This is a genomic window from Pseudaminobacter soli (ex Li et al. 2025) (genome assembly GCF_029892515.1).
Lineage (GTDB): Bacteria > Pseudomonadota > Alphaproteobacteria > Rhizobiales > Rhizobiaceae > Pseudaminobacter > Pseudaminobacter soli_A.
Window position 1 is genome coordinate 31,407 of record NZ_JARXVF010000014.1, and the last position, 18,373, is coordinate 49,779.

Sequence of the window (18,373 nt, forward strand, 5' to 3'; positions counted from 1 at the left end):
TGCAGGCCTCTTTCAGTGTGTGCCGAGGCGAGGCGGAAAGGCGTCGCGAAGCGTCGACCCGAGTGCCGCGAGGCCGCTGCCGGGTTTGAGCCCCTCGCGCATGAAGAGCGCCCGGAGCGGAGCAAATCCGCCGAGAACGCTGAGCCCCGCGCTACGCAGCAACTGGGCTGGTAGTAGGTTGGACAATAGCGACTGATTGAGCAGGCCGACCGCCCCGGTGCGAGCGAGAATATCCGGGCGGCGTCGACGGTCGTAGGTCGAAAGGGCCGACGAAGAACCCGGATCTGACCGATGATCGGACGCGATATCCACGAGCTGCTGAACGTCGCGGATGCCGAGGTTCAGTCCTTGCGCGCCGATCGGCGGGAAGACGTGCGCGGCTTCGCCGACAAGCGCGATGCGGTTTTGCGCGAAGCGCGCCGGCAGTCGAGCCGACAGCGGATACACCTGCCGACCGGGCTCGACGGTGACCCGACCGAGCATGGATTGCATGCGCTGCTCAACGCGCATCGACAGCGTTTCGTCATCGAGCGCAACGAGTTCATCAGCGGTCTCGGGCCTTACGACCCAAACCAGGCTCGACCTGTTGCCAGGCAACGGCACCTGAGTGAAGGGGCCTGTCTCGGTATGGAATTCCGTCGAAGCAAATCCATGCTCGCGGTTGTGCGCGAAATTGATGACGAGGGCGGCCTGCGGATAGGGATGCGTGGATGTTGAGATGCCGGCCGCCTCGCGTGCTGCCGACAGGCGTCCGTCCGCGGCTACTGCCAGCGCCGCGGTAAGTGCCGTTCCATCGGGCAGAATGGCGCGCACGCGGTCGGCTGACGGCTCCCAGCGTTCGACCATGGTTTCGTGCCACACGATGCCAGGCTGCGCCTTCACAGCCTGTTCGAGCGCATCATTGAGATGCTGGTTCGGGATGTTGAGGCCGAAATAGGGTTCGGCGATCTCAGTAGCATGGAATGTCACCACCGGGCTGCGGATCAGCCGGCGCGTCGCGTCGACAATTCGCATGGTGCGCAACGGCGCGCCATTGGGTTCGATTGCGCTCAAAACGCCGAGCGATTCCATGTATTCTAGGGCTGGAACCATGAGGGCGGTGGTGCGGCGGTCCTTGCCTGTGACGGCCGGGCCGACGAGCTGGACCGAAAAGCCTGCTCGCGCCATCGCCAGCGCGGCAATCAAACCTGCGGGACCTGTGCCCGCAACGATGACATTGGCAGTTTCGGCAGGTTCCATGGCGACGCCCCATCTGCATTCACGCAAGCCGGAAACAGAGTCCGACCAGTATTCTCATATAGGTTGCGGCGATCATGTTGATCAACGTGACGATTCAGCCCATCGATTGGTGATGAACAACAAGATTGACGGTTTCGACAATCTCGATCGTGCTGGGCGTGCAACAGGGACGATCGCGCGCCATCCGCGCGAGGCGGTGTACCTTCTCCTGGGACTGGGTATCGCTCTGTCGTGGACGTTGCTTGCCGTCATGGCGTTACGGGGGGCCGAGCTTCGCGTGCCGGGCAGCGGCGCTCCGGGCGACTTTCTGATGCGCATGCTGCCCGATCTGCCGTTACCGGCTTTTCTCGACCGGTTTTTCATGCTGTGCCTGACACCGGCACCGTTCGGCAGCTTCGCGCTGGAAACATTTTTCGCGTTGACGCTGATGTGGGTGCTGATGTCGGTCGCGATGATGTTGCCATCGGCGGCGCCAATGATCCGGATCTATTGCGAGATCGCCGATACCGCTCGCCTGAAAGGCGAGCCAGTGGTTCATCCCTTGGTGCTCGTCGGAGGGTATCTGTCCGCCTGGCTGGCCGCATCGATACTGTTTTCAGGCCTGTCGCTCGCAGTCCAGGTCGCATCAGCAGGGCAGCCGGGCGCTCCGCTCGCAGGCCTGGCCGGTGGCGTCGCGCTTGGCATTGCTGGGCTCTATCAGTTCAGTTCGCTCAAACAGGCCTGCCTGAAGAAGTGCCGCAACCCGTTCTCGATCCTCTTTGCCCGCTGGAGCGCCAAGCCATCGCGTATTTTCAAGCTCGGCCTGGAGCAAGGCATCTGGTGCCTGGGTTGCTGCTGGGCGCTGATGCTGGTGATGTTTGCCGTCGGCATCATGAATTTGTTTTGGATGGCGCTGATTGCGCTGTTTACGCTGGTCGAAAAACAAGGAACAAAGCGCCTTCCAACGCGGCTCGCGGGTGCGATACTGCTTGTGTGGGCGGTTGTGCTTCTAGTAAGTTCCGCCTGACCGGGAAGGGGGACATTCCATGGCCGACCAAAGCTGGGCGATGAAAGGGGAATTGGTACTCTCCTGTAACTGCACAGTTTTCTGTCCTTGCGTGCTGTCGCTCGGCAATCATCCTCCCACAGAGGGCTATTGCCAGACCTGGGCCGGATTCCGCGTCGATGCCGGCCATTACGGCGATGTCGATCTCTCGGGTCTCAACCTCGGGTTGGTAATGGAAATCCCCGGCTATATGAGCCGCGGTAACTGGACGGCCGGCCTGTTCATTGACAAGCGCGCTTCGATCTATGCCGTAAAGGCATTCACCAAGATCTTCACCGGCAAGGCCGGCGGCACCACGTCGCTGCTTTCGATCCTCGTCGGGAATTTTCTCGGTGTCGAACAGGTTCCGATCAGCTATGAGACGCAGGACAAGACGCGCATCTTCCAGATTCCGAAGATCATCGATGGTGCGGTGACGCCGATCCCCGGTAAGAGCAGGGAAGGCGACACGGTCATCTCCAACTCGGAGTATTGGATCGCGCCCGAGATCATCGTGGCCAAGTCCGACAAGAGCAGGATGCGCGCCTTCGGCCGAAATTGGAATTTTGCCGGCCGTTCGGCCGAAATCTGCAAACTGGACTGGCGAGGCCCGTGAAACCCAAAAAAGTTACCTGGCCGCAAGCAAAGGCCTTTTCCGTTCATCTGCTGACCGCTTCCGGTTCGTTCCTTGCCTTCCTGTCCCTGGTGGCGGCAAGCGAACAGCGCTGGACGGCGATGTTCTGGTGGCTGGGGCTTGCGCTCTTCGTTGACGGCATCGATGGCCCGATCGCACGCAAGCTCGAGGTCAAGGAGGTGTTGCCGACCTGGTCCGGCGAGCTGCTCGACAACATCATCGATTACGTCACCTACGTGCTCATCCCGGCCTTTGCGCTCTATCAGCGCGGCTTCATGGGGGATCGCCTGTCGTTCCTGTCCGCGGCGTTGATCGTGGTTACGAGCGCGATCTACTATGCCGACACTGGCATGAAGACGAAGGAGAACTTCTTCAAAGGGTTCCCCGTCGTCTGGAACATGCTCGTGTTCACGCTATTTGTCATTCAGCCGGGCGAATGGGTGTCCTTCGCCGTCGTCTTGGTTGCGGCTGTCATGACCTTCGTGCCGATGTATTTTCTTCACCCCGTCCGCGTTAAGCGGCTGCGCGAGATAAATCTCGCGGTATTCCTTGCCTGGTGCGCCTTCGGCGCCATCGCTCTGGCGCAGGCCATGGATGCAAGCGAGTTCGTCAAGGTCGGCATCGCGGTGACCGGCATTTATCTGTTCTTCATTGGGGGCGTCATGCAGTTTTTCCCCAAACTCGGTGCCAAGAGGACCTGACAATGTCCAAAGCCGTTCGCATTCATGCCAATGGCGGTCCGGAAGTACTCGTTTATGAAGATGTCGATCCGGGCCGTCCCGGCCCTGGAGAGGTTCTTGTCCGCCACACTGCAATCGGTCTGAACTTCGTCGACACTTATTTTCGCAGCGGCCTTTATCCGCCGCCGGCAGGCCTGCCTTTGATTCCCGGCAGCGAGGCGGCTGGCGTGGTTGAGCGGACCGGCGAGGGCGTCGACTGGCTCCACAAAGGAGACCGGGTTGCCTATTTCACGGCTCTTGGCGCGTATAGCGAAGAACGCGTGATAGCGGCCGACAGGCTGGTGAAAATTCCGGACGGCATTAGCGACGAGCAGGCAGCCGCGATGATGCTGAAGGGCATGACCGCCGAATATCTGCTGCTTCGCACCTTCAAGGTGAAGCCGGGCGACATCGTGCTTTACCATGCGGCCGCGGGCGGGGTTGGGTTGATCTTCGGGCAGTGGGCAAAGCATCTTGGCGCCACCGTCATCGGTACGGCGAGTTCGCCGGAAAAGATCGCGCTCGCCAAATCGCACGGCTTCGACCATGTCATCAACTACCGCGAAAAGGATTTCGTCGCCGAAGTGAAGGAGATCACCGGCGGCAAGCGCTGCGACGTCGTCTATGATTCGGTCGGCAAGGATACATTCCCGGGGTCGCTCGATTGCCTCAGGCCGATGGGCATGTTCGTCAGCTTTGGTCAGTCCTCCGGACCGATCCCGCCTTTCGACATGTCCATCCTGTCGCAGAAGGGCGCGCTCTATGCGACCAGGCCCACGCTCTTCGTCTACAACGCCAAGCGCGAGGATCTCGAGGCCTCCGCCAAGGGCCTGTTCGATGTGGTTTCCAGTGGCGCCGTCAAGATCATCATCAATCAGCGCTATCCGTTGAGCGAGGCTGCCAAGGCGCAGAGCGATCTCGAAGGCCGGAAAACCACGGGGACTACGATCCTTATACCCTGAAATTCTTGAAGGAGTTTCAAGATTCACCGCGCTTTGCGTTGTCCAAAGCGCGCGCATACGCTAAGGCCGGGAACATAAAAACATATCAATGGGGGCCTCGTGACGACGACCCTGGAGACGTCAAGCGCCAACCTCTTGGAGGTTCGCGGGCTGACGAAAGTCTTTGGCGCGCTGAAAGCTTGCGACAACATCGATCTCACCATAGCCAAGGGTGAAATCCATGCGCTGTTGGGCGAGAACGGCGCTGGCAAATCCACGCTCGTGAAAATGCTGTTCGGCACGCTCGAGCCGAACGCCGGCGAGATTCGCTGGGACGGCCAGCCGGTCCGGATCGCCAACCCGCATGCCGCGAGAAAGCTCGGCATCGGCATGGTCTTCCAGCATTTCTCGCTGTTCGACGCGCTGAGCGCGGCCGAGAACATCGCCCTGTCGCTCGACGACAAGACGCCGATTTCGACGATCGCCGCCAAGGCAAAGGCGCTGTCCTACAGCTATGGCCTGCCGCTCGATCCGTATTCTTTGGTTGGCGACCTTTCGGTTGGCGAACGTCAGCGCATCGAGATCATCCGTTGCCTCTTGCAGGCGCCGGAGCTGATCATTCTCGATGAGCCGACCGCGGTTCTTACGCCGCAGGAAGCCGACAAGCTGTTCGAGACGCTCGAGCGCCTGCGCTCCGAGGGCAAATCGATCCTCTACATTTCGCACCGGCTGGAAGAGGTCAAACGCATGTGCGACCGCGCCACCGTGCTGCGTCACGGCAAGGTCGTCGGCCACTGCGACCCGCGCAAGGAAACCGCGGCTTCGCTGGCGCGGATGATGGTCGGCAGCGAGGTGCAGGCCGTTGTTCGCACGCCCGTCGAGGGTGCCGACAAGGCGACGGTGCTTCTCAAGGTGAAGAACCTGTCGCGGACTCCCGCGACGCCGTTTTCGATCCCGCTCAGAAACATCAACATCGACGTCAAGGCCGGCGAAGTCATCGGCGTTGCTGGTGTTGCCGGCAATGGCCAAGGCGAGTTCTTCGAGGCGGTTTCGGGCGAAGTGCGGCAGGCGGAAGCCGGCACTGTTCGCATTCGCGGCAAGGATGCCGGCACTCTGTCGATTACCGGACGTCGCCTGCTGGGAGCGGCTTTCGTGCCGGAGGAGCGGCTCGGACATGGCGCCGCGCCGCGCATGAAGCTCTCCGAGAACCTGCTGCTTTCGCGCTATGCCACCGACAAAAGGGCCTTTCTGGGCGCGGCCGGCGTGATCCATGACGGCGCCGTGGCCGCTGCATCGCAGCGCATCGTAGAAGCCATGGATGTGCGCAAGAGCGGAACCGACCCGGAAGCCGCCTCGCTCTCCGGCGGCAATTTGCAGAAGTTCATCATCGGCCGCGAACTCGACCGCCAGCCGGCGGTGATGGTCGTCAATCAGCCGACATGGGGCGTCGACGCGGGCGCGGCCGCACGCATCCGGCAATCGCTGATCGAGCTTGCCCGCAGCGGCTCGGCGGTGCTGGTCATCAGCCAGGATCTGGATGAGCTGTTCGAAATCTCGGACGCGATTGCCGTCATGCACAACGGCGAAATGTCAAAGCCAATTCCGATAGCCGAGGCGACGCTGGAAAAGATCGGCCTGCTGATGGGCGGCGCCGAACCCGGTCACGTCGAACATGTGGCGGAGCCAGCCTGATGCGCATCGAACTCGTCAAACGTCCGCAACAATCCAAACTGTTCAGCGCCCTGTCGCCCTTCATCGCACTGGTACTTACCCTGGTGGCCGGCGCGATCATGTTCTCGATGCTCGGCAAGAGCCCGCTCGACGCGCTCTACTACTACTTTGTCGATCCGCTCCGCGAGGTCTGGTCGCTGCATGAGCTGGCAATCAAGGCCGCGCCGCTGATCCTTATCGCGGTCGGGTTGTCGGTCTGCTTCCTGTCGAACAACTGGAACATCGGCGCCGAGGGGCAGTTCATTGCCGGCGCGCTGGCGGGCTCGATCCTGCCGGTGATGTACCCGGATTTCCAGAGCTGGGTCGTCCTGCCGCTGATGCTGATCATGGGCATGATGGGCGGCGCGGCATATGCGGCTGTTCCGGCCCTCCTGAAGACGCGCTTCAATACCAATGAAATCCTGACCAGCCTTATGCTGGTCTATGTTGCGCAGCTGTTCCTCGACTGGGTGGTGCGCGGTCCCTGGCGCAACCCGGCTGGCATGAACTTCCCTGAAACCCGGGATTTCCACCAATACGCCATTTTGCCGGAAATCTGGTCGGCGTCGGGCAGGGCGCATTGGGGCTTTGTCTTTGCGCTGGTTGCTGCCGTGATCGTGTGGTTCATGCTGACGCGTACCCTGCGCGGCTTTGAGGTGAAGGTTCTGGGCCAGAGCCCGAGGGCGGGGCGTTTCGCCGGTTTCTCCTCGTCGCAGATGGTGTTCTTCGCCTTCATCGTTTCGGGGGCGTTGGCTGGCCTTGCCGGCATTTCCGAAGTGTCCGGCGCGATCGGACAGCTGCGGCCGACGATTTCGCCCGGCTATGGCTTTACGGCAATCATCGTGGCGTTCCTCGGCAGGCTCAACCCGCTTGGGATCATCGCGGCAGGCCTTATCCTTGCCCTGTCCTATCTCGGGGGTGAAGCGGCGCAGATCTCCATCGGCGTGTCCGACAAGGTCGTGCGCGCCTTCCAGGGATTGCTGCTGTTCTTTGTCCTGGGTGCCGACACGCTGATCCATTATCGCATCCGCTTCGTCGGTTCTCCGCCCCGCAACGCGGAGGTTTCCCATGGGAATGCTTGAAGCGATCCTGATTACGATCGCCACCGCGGCCACGCCGCTGTTGATCGCGGCGGTCGGTGAACTGGTTGTCGAGCGTTCCGGCGTTCTCAACCTCGGCGTTGAAGGCATGATGGTGATGGGCGCCGTTACCGGCTTCGGCGTGGCGCTGATGACCGGCTCGCCCTGGCTGGGCTTTCTCGCCGCGATAGCGGTCGGCGCGTTGTTCTCGCTGCTGTTTGCCTTCCTGACGCTGACGCTGGTCACCAACCAGGTGGCGACGGGCCTTGCACTGACCCTGCTTGGGCTCGGCCTTTCGGGCATGATCGGCGAAAGCTTCGTTGGCATGCCCGGCGTGAAGCTCGGCAGCATTTACATTCCGTTCCTGACCGATCTGCCGCTGGTCGGCAAGCTCCTGTTCGGCCAGGACCCGATATTCTACCTCTCGCTGCTGCTCACCGGCGGCGTGGCCTATTTCCTTTTCCGCACGCGGGCAGGGCTGACGCTGCGCTCTGTGGGCGACAACCATGCCTCGGCTCATGCGCTCGGCATCAACGTCATCCTTATCCGCTATCTGGCAGTGATGTTCGGCGGTGCGTGTGCGGGACTTGCCGGCGGCTATCTGTCGATCGTCTATACACCGCAATGGGTGGAGAACATGACTGCCGGGCGCGGCTGGATCGCGCTTGCGCTGGTGGTGTTCGCCTCTTGGCGCCCGTGGCGCGTCCTTGCCGGCGCCTATCTTTTCGGCGCTGTCACCATCGGTCAGCTCCACGCGCAGGCCTTGGGCATCGGCGTGCCGTCGCAGCTACTTTCTTCGCTTCCCTATCTGGCGACCGTCATCGTACTTGTTCTAATCTCGGGCAATCGGCGACTGACAATGATAAACACACCGGCTTCGTTGGGGCGGCCGTTTGTGCCAGATCGCTAAAAAAACGGGATAAAGTGCCCCTGGGCAACCACTGAGAGGATCAACTTCATGAAGAAAACCATTCTGTCGATTGCCGCGGCAGCCGCCGTGCTTTCGTTCGGCACGATGGCCGCTGAGGCCAAGGTCAAGGCCTGCTGGATGTATGTCGGCCCGATCGGCGATTTCGGTTATTCCTACCAGCACCATCAGGGGCTGTTGGCGGTCCAGAAGGAGTTCGGCGATCAGGTCGAGACGGCCTATCTCGAAAGCGTTCCGGAAGGCGCTGACGCCGAGCGCGCGCTCGAGCGCTTCGCACGCTCCGGCTGCAACATCATCTTCGCGACTTCCTTCGGTTTCATGGATGCGACCAATAAGGTTGCCGGGCGTTTCCCCGACGTGAAGTTCGAGCACGCGACCGGTTACAAGCGCGAGCATCCGAACGTCTCGACCTACAATTCCAAGTTCCATGAAGGCCGCTATGTGCAGGGCGTGATCGCCGCCAAGCTGTCGAAGACCGGCGTTGCAGGCTACATCGCCTCGTTCCCGATCCCGGAAGTGGTGCTCGGCATCAACGCCTTCATGCTCGGCGCGCAGTCGGTCAACCCTGACTTCAAGGTCAAGGTCGTGTGGGCCAACACCTGGTACGACGCCGGCAAGGAAGCCGACGCCGCCAAGGCGCTGATCGACCAGGGCGTCGACGTCATCACCCAGCACACGGACTCCACCGCTCCGATGCAGGTTGCCACCGAGCGCGGCGTGAAGGCCTTCGGCCAGGCCACCGACATGATCAAGTTCGGCCCTGACACCCAGTTGACGGCAATCGTCGACGATTGGGGCCCGTACTACATCAGCCGCGTCAAGGCGGTCATCGACGGCACCTGGCAGCAGCAGGACGTCTGGCACGGTATGAAGGAGGGCAACGTCGTGATGGCCCCCTTCACCAATATGCCTGACGACGTGAAGAAGCTGGCTGAGGAAACCGAAGCCAAGATCAAGTCGGGTGATTTCAATCCCTACACCGGCCCGATCACCAAGCAGGACGGCTCCGAGTGGCTGAAGGCTGGCGAAGTGGCCGACAACGGCACGCTTCTTGGCCTGAACTTCTACGTCAAGGGCGTGGACGACAAGCTGCCGCAGTAATCGGACTGCACAGTCGTAAAAAGAAAGGGCGCCAGACGGCGCCCTTTTTGTTTTCCAAGCTTCCGAAGCAGGCGGCGTGAGCCGCACGCCGGTGTTTCTCAGACAGCCGTGCCGTAGAGATCGTAGGCGTCGGCCCGGTCGATCTTGACCGTCACGATATCGCCGGTCCGCAGCGGGCGGCGCGACTGGATGTGGACCGAGCCATCGATTTCCGGCGCGTCGTATTTGGTGCGTCCCTTCGCCATCAGGCCGTTCGCCTCGTCGATGATGACGGGCAGGCGCTTGCCGACCTTCTTCTGCTGCTGCACGGCCGAAATCTTCTGCTGGCGCTGCATGAACCGATGCCAGCGCGCTTCCTTGACCTCTTCTGGGACCTGTTCGAGGCCCAGATCGTTCGACTTGGCGCCGCCGACTGGTTCGTATTTGAAGCAGCCCGCGCGGTCGATCTTGGCTTCATCCAGCCAGTCGAGCAGCATTTCGAAATCCTCTTCGGTCTCGCCGGGGAAGCCGACGATGAAGGTCGAGCGGATGGCGAGATCCGGGCATATTTCGCGCCAGCTACGGATGCGGTCGAGTGTCTTTTCGCCATGCGCGGGCCGGCGCATGTTCTTCAGTACTTGCGGCGAGGCGTGCTGGAACGGGATGTCGAGATAGGGAAGGATCTTGCCCTCGGCCATCAGCGGGATCACGTCGGCGACATGCGGGTAGGGGTAGACATAGTGCATGCGCACCCAGACACCCAGTTCGCCAAGTTCCTGCGACAGGTCGAGGAATTTGGCCCGCACTTCGCGGTCCTTCCAGGTGCTGGCGGCATATTTGACGTCGATGCCGTAGGCGCTGGTGTCCTGCGAGATGACCAGGATTTCCTTGACGCCGGCCTCTGCCAGCTTCTCGGCCTCGCGTAGCACGTCGGCTGCCGGGCGCGAGACGAGGTCGCCGCGCAGGTCAGGGATGATGCAGAAGGTGCAGCGATTGTTGCAGCCTTCCGAGATCTTGAGATAGGCGTAATGGCGCGGCGTGAGCTTGACGCCCTGCGGCGGCAGGAGGTCCACGAACGGGTCGTGCGCCGGCGGGGCTGCCTCGTGCACGGCCGCCATGACGCTCTCATAGGCCTGTGGGCCGGTGATGGCGAGCACGTTGGGGTGCTTCTCGCGGATCAGTTCCGGCGTTGCGCCCATGCAGCCGGTGACGATGACCTTGCCGTTTTCCTTGAGCGCGGTGCCGATGGCATTCAGCGACTCGTCGCGGGCGGAATCGAGGAAGCCGCAGGTGTTGACGACGACGAGATCGGCGCCGTCATGCTTGCGGGCGATCTCATAGCCTTCGGCACGAAGCCGCGTGATGATGCGCTCGGAATCGACGAGTGCTTTCGGGCATCCAAGGCTGACGAAACTGACGCGAGGCGCTGACATAGACAAAATCCGGGATTCTTGGGCTGGACCCCGTTTGTCGGGGCCTGCATTGAGCATCTTGCGAAGAGGGCGGGAGCGCGGACCGATCAGCGTCGGCAACGCGGCGGACCCGCAAGCTTGCGGCGCAATATCACAGATTTCTCTGCAATGAAATCATATCAACCGCGGCATTCCGCATGACTTGGCCGAACCTATAGCGGGTCCGGCAGCAAGGGCGAAATATCCATGTAGCCGCGATAGATCATGTCCAGCGCAACGTAGAGGATGATCAGAAGGCCAACATAGGCGATCCAGGGGTAGCGATTCAGCAGCTTGGCGATGAAGTTCGCCGCTAGCCCCATCAGCGCCACGGAAAGGATGAGGCCGAAGACCAGAACGGTGAAATGGTCACGTGCCGCGCCCGCAACCGCAAGGACGTTGTCTAGCGACATCGACACGTCGGCAATGACAATCTGCACGGCGGCCTGGGCCAGTGTCTTGCGCGGCTTGCCTGCTGCGGCAGCTGTGGCGGCATCGTTTTCTGCGTCCTCGACTGCGGCGCTTTGTTCGGCGCGGGAAATGCGCAGTTCGCGCCACATCTTCCAGCAAACCCACAAAAGCAGGATGCCGCCCATCAGGAGCAGGCCCAGGATCTGCAGCAGCTGTATGGTCAGGGCCGCGAAGACAATGCGCAGGACGGTGGCGGCAGCAACGCCGATTAGGATAGCCTTCTTGCGTTGATCGGCAGGGAGGCCGGCTGCGGCCAGGCCGATGACGATGGCGTTATCTCCGGCCAGGACCAGATCGATAGCCACGACCTGCAATAGAGCCGTGAAACCCGCGGCTGTGAAAATTTCCATCGACCGGCACCCTTAGCCTTTCAGCTCCCCGCAGCCATGCCCGTAGCGCGCCAAGTCGCTCCGCGTCAAGCAAGCGGGTCAAGACGTTGGGGTAGGGAAGTCCGGAAGTTGGTTCGAGACTGCCGAACGCTGGATCCGGAGCGAAAGATCGCTGTTGCGTGGCAGGATTTTTCTATGCGTTTCCACATGGCGAGCCATGGCAGGTTCTCTCGTTTTCCTATGCAGAAATCCTCATTTTTACTACGTGGTTGGTCCCACAAAGTTTTTTGGCGAGGTCACGTCATGTTGGATATGGATCGAACAGACCTTGCCCGGCTGTCGACAAGGATTGCGCATTCAGATCGCATTACGCCCGAGCTCATTCGTCACGTGATGGCGCGGATTGGTTCGCGGGGCCCGTGGTTCAACGCGTCGAATCCCGTTGAACAATTCGTCGAAGCAGGCGCTTGGACCGAGGCGGCCATGGCGTTGGCGGAACTGCCCGATTGGACGCTGTCGCGCCTCGATCATGAAGATGGCGAGTGGTACTGCACGCTCGTGAGCAGATGGCAGTTGCCTCGCTGGATGGCCGAGAGCGTGGAAGGCCGCCATCAAGTGCTTCCATTGGCTATCCTCAGCGCCATACTCGCAGCTCTCGATCAGCCGGGGCGCAAGCCGTCGAAGGCGGACGATGCTGCGTTGCTGACGCAGGGAAACGAGACGCCTGTCTGCTGCGAAAACTATGCCTGACGGCAAAGTGCCAATCGGCAGCCCAGAGAAATAGCGAAGCCCGCCACTCGTGAAGAGCGGCGGGCTTCTTCATTTCGGCGCGCTTAGAAGAGCACGCGCGTCGTCAGGAAAAACGTCCTGCCGGGCTCGGGGAAACCGTCCGCCAGTTCGTAATTCGTGTCGAACAGGTTCCGAACCCCGAAGTTTGCCGTGACCCGATCGCTGAAGTCGTATTGGAAGTCGAGGTTCGCGAGCGCAAAACCGCTTGTTTCGAAGAAGCTGTTCTCGAGGCGATCGGTCGACCAGCGGGAGCTCGACAGCTGCAGGCCCGGCGACACGGTGAAGTTCTCATAAGGCTGCCAATTGGCATAGAGATAGGCATTGTGCAGCGGGGTGCCGACCGGCTGGAGGTTTTCACGGACCGGATCGACCAGCTGCCGCTTCAGGTAGGTGTAGTTGGCGCCGATCGACAGCTCGGGCAGGACATCCCACTCGCCCACGATCTCGAAGCCATAATAGTGGCCGTCGCCTACATTCTGGTTCTGAACCTTGCTGTTGCCGACGCCGATCGACTGAATGACGTTCTGCACATTGCTGTAGAACACGGCGGCGCCGACGTGAGCGTCATTAAAGACTGTGTCCGACCAGCCCAGCTCGAAATTGGTCGCGCGTTCCGGCTTGAGGTCCGGATTTGGTAGCGCGTCGCCGAAACGCGTGCTGTAGCGCTCGAAGAGCGTGGGGAAGCGCGTGCGTGACGAGACGCTGGCGTGGAATTCTGCCGTGTCGGTAGGGCGATATATGGCTGCAGCCTGCCAGTTTACCGCATCGCTGCCACCAAGCGGATATTCGAAGATCTTCTTGGTGCCGCTGTCATATTTCTCAGCGCGCAATAGCTTGTTTTGGTCGTAGCTGACGCCGCCGACGAAATCGATCGTGTCGGTGGCGTGGAAGGTGTCTTCCAGCGCCAGCGACCAGGTGTCCTCAAGCTTGGTCTGCTTGGGGTCGACGAAGCTCGAAACGTCCGGCTGGTTGTGGTCCCAGTTGGTGTGATTGTCCCGGCGGTAGTGGACCGCAGTCTTCAGGCTGTTCATCGGGATGAGGTCAGTGCCGCCCTCGACGCTGAAGCCATAGGCGTTGTCGTCATAGTAGCTGTTGAAGGCCCGGCTCTGCGCCTGACTGTTGAAATTCGAATCGTCATAGGCAGAGAGAAGATTGTAGAAGGTGTTGTAATACGCCTTTGTTTTTATGTAGGAATCATCGCCGATCTGCGTGTGGGAATAGAAGGCGAGGCTGCTGAGATTCCATGCGGGCCAACGCCAGTCGCGCTGGTAGGTCAACCCGTTCGGAAGCTTCGGTGGGGTCGGTGAGCGCCGGATCGGATCGTTCACGCCATAGGGCGCATTCTTCTCGCCCGCCTGCCGCGTGTAGCTGATGACATATTCGTCGGTGGCGTTTGGCGTGTAGCCGGCCTTGAGATTGATGCGCCAATCCTTGAAGTCGCTGAAGTCGCGCCGTCCGCCATCCTCAACGGCAGTCGGTTCGAAATTGCGCGAAAGGAACCAGCCGTCGCTCTTGCGATAGGCGCCAGCAGCCTGAAGATAAAAGTTCTCCTGGCGCGTGCCCACCGAGCCGACGCCCGTATAGGCGGCCAGGTTGCCAGTGTTGCCGACGTCGATTCCGTTCTGGATTTCACCCTCGAACTCCTTGGTGGGCTTTCGGGTCACCAGATTGATCGCGCCGCCCATGCCGCCAGGTCCGTTGAGAACCGAGGCATAACCTTTCTGTACCTGGATTTCGGACAGGTCGGGCGTGAGGAAGCGCCCATAGTCCAGACGGTTGTCCGCGGGCAGATAGACGCGAATGCCGTCTATGTAGAGCGGCACTTGGAAACGATCGTAGCCTCTGACGTAAATCAGGCGCTCGTTGCGGCTGCCGCCAGTGTTCGCCGTGCTGACGCCGGGAACGACGCTCAGCGCGTCATCGAGTGTGTCGCGGTTCGTTTTGCGCACGTCATCGGCTGTAACAATGCTCTGGGAAATCGCCTGGCCGCTGATGCCGCCTTCGGCGCCGTCTCCGCCGTGCACCACGATCCGACCAAGCTCGAACACGTCGTCCTTGGCAGGCTTGAGGCGCGGCTTCTTTTCATTCTCGGCCTTGCTTTCATTGTCGCCTTGCGATTGCGTCACGGCCTGAGCAGCCTGTGCACTTGCCTGCTGCACCAGAAAAGTGCTGCCAAGCAACACAATCGATATGTTCAGTAAAATATAACGCACTGCGAAATGCCCCCTTGTTCTCTTTTTTCAAGCGCTCCCGCTGCCTGCCGTCCCCGGGCAGACAGGGGCAATCTGATCGCAATTCCATGGATTGGTTCTTCACGATATATTTCCTTGAATATAACAGAGTTGGCGGTTTGCAAGCGCTATCGCATGAATTCCACACGCTGGACTAATGGACTAAGGAGGCTTTTGGATTCTGGCGGCGATTGATCGTTATGTTCAATCGGATATATCTAAGTAAATATGGCGATCAGTTGCGTCGGTGTACGATGATGGTCGGCCGGTGTGGTGGCGAGAGGTTTTAAGCAGGCACAATGGTACGAGAAAATGAAGTTCGGGAGGGCGAGGTCGCCATCGATCCGCCTCCTGCCACCGATGCTGGGCTCGTCTTCATCGGGCGCATAGCTACCCCATGGACATCGCGGCTGACCACTCCGCGCCAGGGCTGGGCGGACGGGCCTATATGCAGGATTGAGATCTTCGAGCCCTGGCGACAGGCCATAGGCGGGATCGAAAAATATGAGCGGCTGGAGGTGCTGTACTGGCTGCATCTGTCGCGCCGTGATCTCGTCAGGCAAAGCCCGGCAAAGAACGGCACCACATACGGAACCTTCGCCCTGCGTTCTCCCGTTCGACCCAATCCAATCGGCACCTCGATCGCGACGTTAGTTGGCGTGGAGGGGGCAACCATTCTTGTCCGGGGATTGGATTGCCTCGATGGCACGCCGTTGATCGACCTCAAGCCGGACCGGACGCTCTTCAAGCCGATCGCGCCACCGCAGTCGGGCGATTTTGAGACCGAAATAAGCAATCAGGCGTGAGATGGGGCAGCGACTACGCCCTTGAGGCCGCTTTCACCCCTTTGACCAAGGCGGCGCCGGACAGTGATTTCGGCCAGGATCGACATTGCGATCTCTTCCGGGGTGATCGCCCCTATGTCGAGGCCTGCCGGTGCCTTGATGCGGTCGAGTGTGGCGGCATCAAAGCCTTCGGCGACGAGTTTTTGTCTTAGTGCCGACATCTTGCGACGGCTGCCGACGAAGCCGTGATATTCGGCATCGATGGAAAGGGCTGCTCTCAATGCGGCCTCGTCTCCCTTGCCTTGAGTGGAGACGACGACGAAACGGCGCGTATCGGTAAGCTCGCCGATTTCGAAGCCGTCAATCAGCACATCGGCTTCGGGAGTGGTCGGAAATTCCGTCAGTGGAGCGGCGAGGGTGACGTGATAGCCGAGCGGACGGGCCTCTTCGGCAAGCGCCTCGGCCACCGGGCTGGACCCAAGTATCAGCAGCGCCGGGCGAGGAAATATGGGCTCGATAAAAATGTCCATCGTGCCTTGGCTGGGGCACATGTTCTTGGCGAATTTTATTCCTTCGCGGTCCTCGCCGGGTTTCACGCCGAGTTCTGCAAGCAGGTCTTCCGGCTGGATGGACACAAGCCGAGACTTGCCGTCGGCGAGGGCCTCGCGCGCCGCCGTCAGGGTCGCGCCACGGGCGCAGCCGCCGCCGATCCAGCCGGCCACGATGGTGCCGTCGGGGCGGATCACGGCCTTTGCGCCTGCCTTTGCCGCTGTCACCGACACGGTGCGCACGACCGTTGCCAGCACGAAGGCCTCATCGGCCGCCTTAAGGCGCGAGATCAGTTCCAGCACATCCAGATGAACGGTCACCGGCGCCTCCCTCATAGCTTCGCCAGATAGGGTTCGAGATCGGCCAGGCTGCGCAGGGTGTTCGCCGGGCCCAAGAGGTCGACATGGGGCAGGGCCGCCTTGATGCCGCTTGCCTCAGGCATATAGCCTTCCCAGCCCATCATCGGATTCAGCCAGACGATGCTACGGCAACGTTTCGCCAACTGGGCCATCTCGCGGCCGAGAAGCGCTGCGTCGCCGGTCTCGTAGCCGTCCGAAACAATCATCACGCAACTGCGCGAATGCAGAACGCGCTGGGCGTGCCAGCGATTGAAGGTTTCGAGGCTTTCGCCGATCTTCGTTCCGCCTCCGGCGCCTTGCGCCATGATGGAAAGCCGGTCGAGCGCGCGGGCGGGATTCCTGTCCCGCATCGCATCGGAGATGTGGGCGAGGCGGGTGTGGAAGAGGAACGCTTCTGCTTCACGGAACGTATCCAGCACGCCGTGGATGAAACGCAGGAAAACCGCCGTATACATGCTCATCGAGCCCGACGCGTCGAGCAACACGACAAGCCGCAACGGCTTTTCCCTGCGCTGGCGCTTCACCAGGCTGATCGGCACGCCGCCATGGCTGATGTTGCGGTGGATGGTTCGGCGCAGGTGGAGCCTGTAGCCGTATCGTCGCGCCAGGTCGCGGCGCGTGAGCCTGATACGCATGGCGCGCGCAAGCTGCGCAGCAACGGCATGGGCTTCCTCCATTTGAGCGGGATCGGCGATCTTGCGAAAATCGGTCTCGACAAGGTTTTCTGCACCGGAGGCGCCTTCCATGCGGCCTTCGCCGGCGCCTTCGCGGTCGGCGTCGCCTTCAGCCGCCATTTCGTCCATCAAGGCGGCTCCGTTTGTCTGATCCTTGCCGCTGCCGCTCAACAGCCGTCTGACCGAAGGCGAGTTGGCGAGGCTGCCGGTTGCTACCGAGCGGGAACGAACGTGCTTGCGCAGCCAGAAGGCGTCGAAGAGCCTGTCGAACTTTTCCCAATTCGCCCTGTTGGCGGAGAACAAGTGTTTGAAGGCCGACCGCAGCAGGGCAGGTCTCGCGGCATAGCCGGATGTGATCAAGGTGAGGGCGTCCTGTCCCTCGCTGGGGCCGACCGCAAAGGCGTTCTCGCGCAAGACCTGGAGGAAGGTGGCGATCCGGGCCGAGACAAGCCGCGGGACGTCATCAGGTCCGACGACAGCGGAGGCGGCATTGTCGCTCATGCAACCCTCCCCAGCAGGCGCTCCGTAACCTCGCGGGTCATGCGCGTCTTGTCCTCATGTGTCTTCAAGAGGCACATCAGGGTCTCGTGCACCAGTTCCGGCCGGTCGTGCAAATCGGAAACGTCGAGCCCGACCAGTGCCGCCGCCCAGTCGAGCGTCTCGGCCACGCCAGGCACCTTGCGCAGGTCTTCCTTGCGGATCTTTTCGACCATCCGCGCGATCTGTAATGACAGCGTCGCGCTCGCGCCGGCAATGCGCGTCATGATGATGCGTGTCTCGCGCTCGACATCGGGATAGTCGACATAGTGGTAGAGGCAACGCCGGCGGAGGGCGTCCGACAGTTCGCGCGTTCCGTTCGACGTCAGCACGACGTGGGGGATCGAAACCGCCTGCACCGTGCCCAATTCCGGGATCGATACCTGAAAGTCCGACAGGATTTCGAGCAAGAAAGCCTCGAACTCCTCATCTGCGCGGTCGACTTCGTCGATCAGCAGGACGGTCGGATTGTCCTGGCGGATTGCCGCCAGCAGCGGGCGCTCCAGCAGGTATTTTTCGGAAAAGATGTGGTCTTCGATCTGGGTTGCATCCTTGCCCTGATGCGCCTGGATCGCCAGCAGCTGCCGCTGATAGTTCCACTCATAGAGGGCGGCGGATTGGTCTAGGCCCTCATAGCATTGCAGGCGAATGAGCCTGGTGGCGCAGGCCGAGGCGAGCGCTTTGGCCACTTCGGTCTTGCCCACGCCGGCTTCGCCCTCCAGCAGCAGCGGCCGCTTCAGCAGCTGCATGATGGCGATTGCGGTGGCGAGTTCGTCGTCGGCGATGTAGCCCGCCTCCGCAAGGCGCTCGGCAATTTCTTCGCGGGAGAGGGGCATGGCGTTTC

The 18,373-nt window shown here is 61.2% G+C and carries 17 protein-coding genes; 10 read left to right on the forward strand and 7 right to left on the reverse strand.

The features are described 5' to 3' along the window. Nucleotides 1-12: 12 nt before the first annotated feature. Complete coding sequence (locus M2281_RS28430; RefSeq protein ID WP_280824570.1) at nt 13-1,239, reverse strand: UbiH/UbiF family hydroxylase; 1,227 nt, start codon at nt 1,237-1,239, stop codon at nt 13-15. A 112-nt stretch (nt 1,240-1,351) separates the two neighbouring features. Between M2281_RS28430 and M2281_RS28435 the strand changes: the two genes are divergently transcribed. The 8 genes from M2281_RS28435 to M2281_RS28470 all read left to right on the forward strand — a co-directional run bounded on the left by M2281_RS28435 (nt 1,352) and on the right by M2281_RS28470 (nt 9,375). Beyond that, a complete protein-coding gene (locus M2281_RS28435; RefSeq protein ID WP_280824618.1) occupies nt 1,352-2,245 on the forward strand; it encodes a DUF2182 domain-containing protein in 894 nt (297 codons plus the stop codon). Between the two features lie 19 nt (nt 2,246-2,264). Next, nucleotides 2,265-2,879, forward strand: a complete 615-nt coding sequence (locus tag M2281_RS28440; RefSeq protein WP_280824571.1) for a DUF1326 domain-containing protein — start codon at nt 2,265-2,267, stop codon at nt 2,877-2,879. Continuing rightward, nucleotides 2,822-3,598: a phosphatidylcholine synthase gene (gene pcsA, locus M2281_RS28445; protein ID WP_425537824.1), complete on the forward strand. Its 777-nt coding sequence runs from the start codon at nt 2,822-2,824 to the stop codon at nt 3,596-3,598. The genes M2281_RS28440 and pcsA overlap by 58 nt, the downstream gene beginning before the upstream one ends. Before the next feature lie 2 nt (nt 3,599-3,600). Beyond that, a complete protein-coding gene (locus tag M2281_RS28450; RefSeq protein WP_280824573.1) occupies nt 3,601-4,578 on the forward strand; it encodes a quinone oxidoreductase family protein in 978 nt (325 codons plus the stop codon). Between the two features lie 99 nt (nt 4,579-4,677). Then, nucleotides 4,678-6,249 carry an ABC transporter ATP-binding protein gene (locus M2281_RS28455; RefSeq protein ID WP_280824574.1) on the forward strand — a complete coding sequence of 524 codons (1,572 nt, stop codon included), beginning with the start codon at nt 4,678-4,680 and terminating at the stop codon, nt 6,247-6,249. Continuing rightward, entirely contained in the window at nt 6,249-7,349 is a 1,101-nt protein-coding gene (locus M2281_RS28460) for an ABC transporter permease (RefSeq protein ID WP_280824575.1), read from the forward strand. The genes M2281_RS28455 and M2281_RS28460 overlap by 1 nt, the downstream gene beginning before the upstream one ends. After that, a complete protein-coding gene (locus M2281_RS28465) occupies nt 7,336-8,256 on the forward strand; it encodes an ABC transporter permease (RefSeq protein WP_280824576.1) in 921 nt (306 codons plus the stop codon). Before M2281_RS28460 ends, M2281_RS28465 begins: the two co-directional genes overlap by 14 nt. A 48-nt stretch (nt 8,257-8,304) precedes the next feature. Then, nucleotides 8,305-9,375 (forward strand): BMP family ABC transporter substrate-binding protein, encoded by a 1,071-nt coding sequence (locus M2281_RS28470; RefSeq protein WP_280824577.1) that lies wholly within the window; start codon nt 8,305-8,307, stop codon nt 9,373-9,375. Between the two features lie 98 nt (nt 9,376-9,473). On the opposite strand, the gene rimO is transcribed toward M2281_RS28470, so the two are convergent. Together rimO and M2281_RS28480 are read right to left on the reverse strand one after the other, a co-directional pair. After that, nucleotides 9,474-10,787, reverse strand: coding sequence for a 30S ribosomal protein S12 methylthiotransferase RimO (rimO, locus tag M2281_RS28475; RefSeq protein WP_280824578.1), 1,314 nt, complete (start codon nt 10,785-10,787; stop codon nt 9,474-9,476). Between the two features lie 191 nt (nt 10,788-10,978). Further along, nucleotides 10,979-11,626 (reverse strand): TerC family protein, encoded by a 648-nt coding sequence (locus tag M2281_RS28480; RefSeq protein ID WP_280824579.1) that lies wholly within the window; start codon nt 11,624-11,626, stop codon nt 10,979-10,981. A 282-nt stretch (nt 11,627-11,908) separates the two neighbouring features. On the opposite strand from M2281_RS28480, the gene M2281_RS28485 reads away from it, so the two are divergent. Beyond that, nucleotides 11,909-12,355 carry a hypothetical protein gene (locus M2281_RS28485; protein ID WP_280824580.1) on the forward strand — a complete coding sequence of 149 codons (447 nt, stop codon included), beginning with the start codon at nt 11,909-11,911 and terminating at the stop codon, nt 12,353-12,355. 83 nt (nt 12,356-12,438) lie between these two features. Here the strand turns inward: M2281_RS28485 and M2281_RS28490 are convergent, their stop codons facing one another. Next, nucleotides 12,439-14,520, reverse strand: a complete 2,082-nt coding sequence (locus M2281_RS28490) for a TonB-dependent receptor (protein ID WP_280824581.1) — start codon at nt 14,518-14,520, stop codon at nt 12,439-12,441. A gap of 404 nt (nt 14,521-14,924) precedes the next feature. Here M2281_RS28490 and M2281_RS28495 point away from each other — a divergent pair, with 404 nt between their 5' ends. Then, nucleotides 14,925-15,431, forward strand: coding sequence for an SAM-dependent methyltransferase (locus M2281_RS28495; RefSeq protein WP_280824582.1), 507 nt, complete (start codon nt 14,925-14,927; stop codon nt 15,429-15,431). Here the strand turns inward: M2281_RS28495 and M2281_RS28500 are convergent. Genes M2281_RS28500 through M2281_RS28510 form a run of 3 tightly spaced genes read right to left on the reverse strand, consistent with a single transcriptional unit; the run spans nt 15,422 to nt 18,365 of the window. Further along, the gene (locus tag M2281_RS28500) at nt 15,422-16,294 is read right to left on the reverse strand and encodes an XdhC family protein (RefSeq protein WP_425537825.1); all 873 of its coding nucleotides are present in this window, start codon (nt 16,292-16,294) and stop codon (nt 15,422-15,424) included. The two genes, M2281_RS28495 and M2281_RS28500, sit on opposite strands and share 10 nt — an antisense overlap. After that, nucleotides 16,291-17,493, reverse strand: coding sequence for a vWA domain-containing protein (locus M2281_RS28505; RefSeq protein WP_280824584.1), 1,203 nt, complete (start codon nt 17,491-17,493; stop codon nt 16,291-16,293). Before M2281_RS28505 ends, M2281_RS28500 begins: the two co-directional genes overlap by 4 nt. After that, entirely contained in the window at nt 17,490-18,365 is an 876-nt protein-coding gene (locus tag M2281_RS28510) for an AAA family ATPase (protein WP_280824585.1), read from the reverse strand. The genes M2281_RS28505 and M2281_RS28510 overlap by 4 nt, the downstream gene beginning before the upstream one ends. Nucleotides 18,366-18,373 lie beyond the last annotated feature (8 nt).

Bases quoted from the DNA above. Each gene is read 5' to 3' on its own strand.
- M2281_RS28450 (WP_280824573.1), top strand. From the start codon at position 3,601: ATGTCCAAAGCCGTTCGCATTCATGCCAATGGCGGTCCGGAAGTACTC.
- M2281_RS28440 (WP_280824571.1), top strand. From the start codon at position 2,265: ATGGCCGACCAAAGCTGGGCGATGAAAGGGGAATTGGTACTCTCCTGT.
- M2281_RS28510 (WP_280824585.1), bottom strand. From the start codon at position 18,365: ATGCCCCTCTCCCGCGAAGAAATTGCCGAGCGCCTTGCGGAGGCGGGC.
- M2281_RS28430 (WP_280824570.1), bottom strand. From the start codon at position 1,239: ATGGAACCTGCCGAAACTGCCAATGTCATCGTTGCGGGCACAGGTCCC.
- M2281_RS28435 (WP_280824618.1), top strand. From the start codon at position 1,352: ATGAACAACAAGATTGACGGTTTCGACAATCTCGATCGTGCTGGGCGT.
- M2281_RS28500 (WP_425537825.1), bottom strand. From the start codon at position 16,294: ATGAGGGAGGCGCCGGTGACCGTTCATCTGGATGTGCTGGAACTGATC.
- M2281_RS28495 (WP_280824582.1), top strand. From the start codon at position 14,925: ATGGTACGAGAAAATGAAGTTCGGGAGGGCGAGGTCGCCATCGATCCG.
- M2281_RS28505 (WP_280824584.1), bottom strand. From the start codon at position 17,493: ATGAGCGACAATGCCGCCTCCGCTGTCGTCGGACCTGATGACGTCCCG.
- M2281_RS28465 (WP_280824576.1), top strand. From the start codon at position 7,336: ATGGGAATGCTTGAAGCGATCCTGATTACGATCGCCACCGCGGCCACG.
- M2281_RS28460 (WP_280824575.1), top strand. From the start codon at position 6,249: ATGCGCATCGAACTCGTCAAACGTCCGCAACAATCCAAACTGTTCAGC.
- M2281_RS28480 (WP_280824579.1), bottom strand. From the start codon at position 11,626: ATGGAAATTTTCACAGCCGCGGGTTTCACGGCTCTATTGCAGGTCGTG.
- rimO (WP_280824578.1), bottom strand. From the start codon at position 10,787: ATGTCAGCGCCTCGCGTCAGTTTCGTCAGCCTTGGATGCCCGAAAGCA.
- M2281_RS28485 (WP_280824580.1), top strand. From the start codon at position 11,909: ATGTTGGATATGGATCGAACAGACCTTGCCCGGCTGTCGACAAGGATT.
- M2281_RS28470 (WP_280824577.1), top strand. From the start codon at position 8,305: ATGAAGAAAACCATTCTGTCGATTGCCGCGGCAGCCGCCGTGCTTTCG.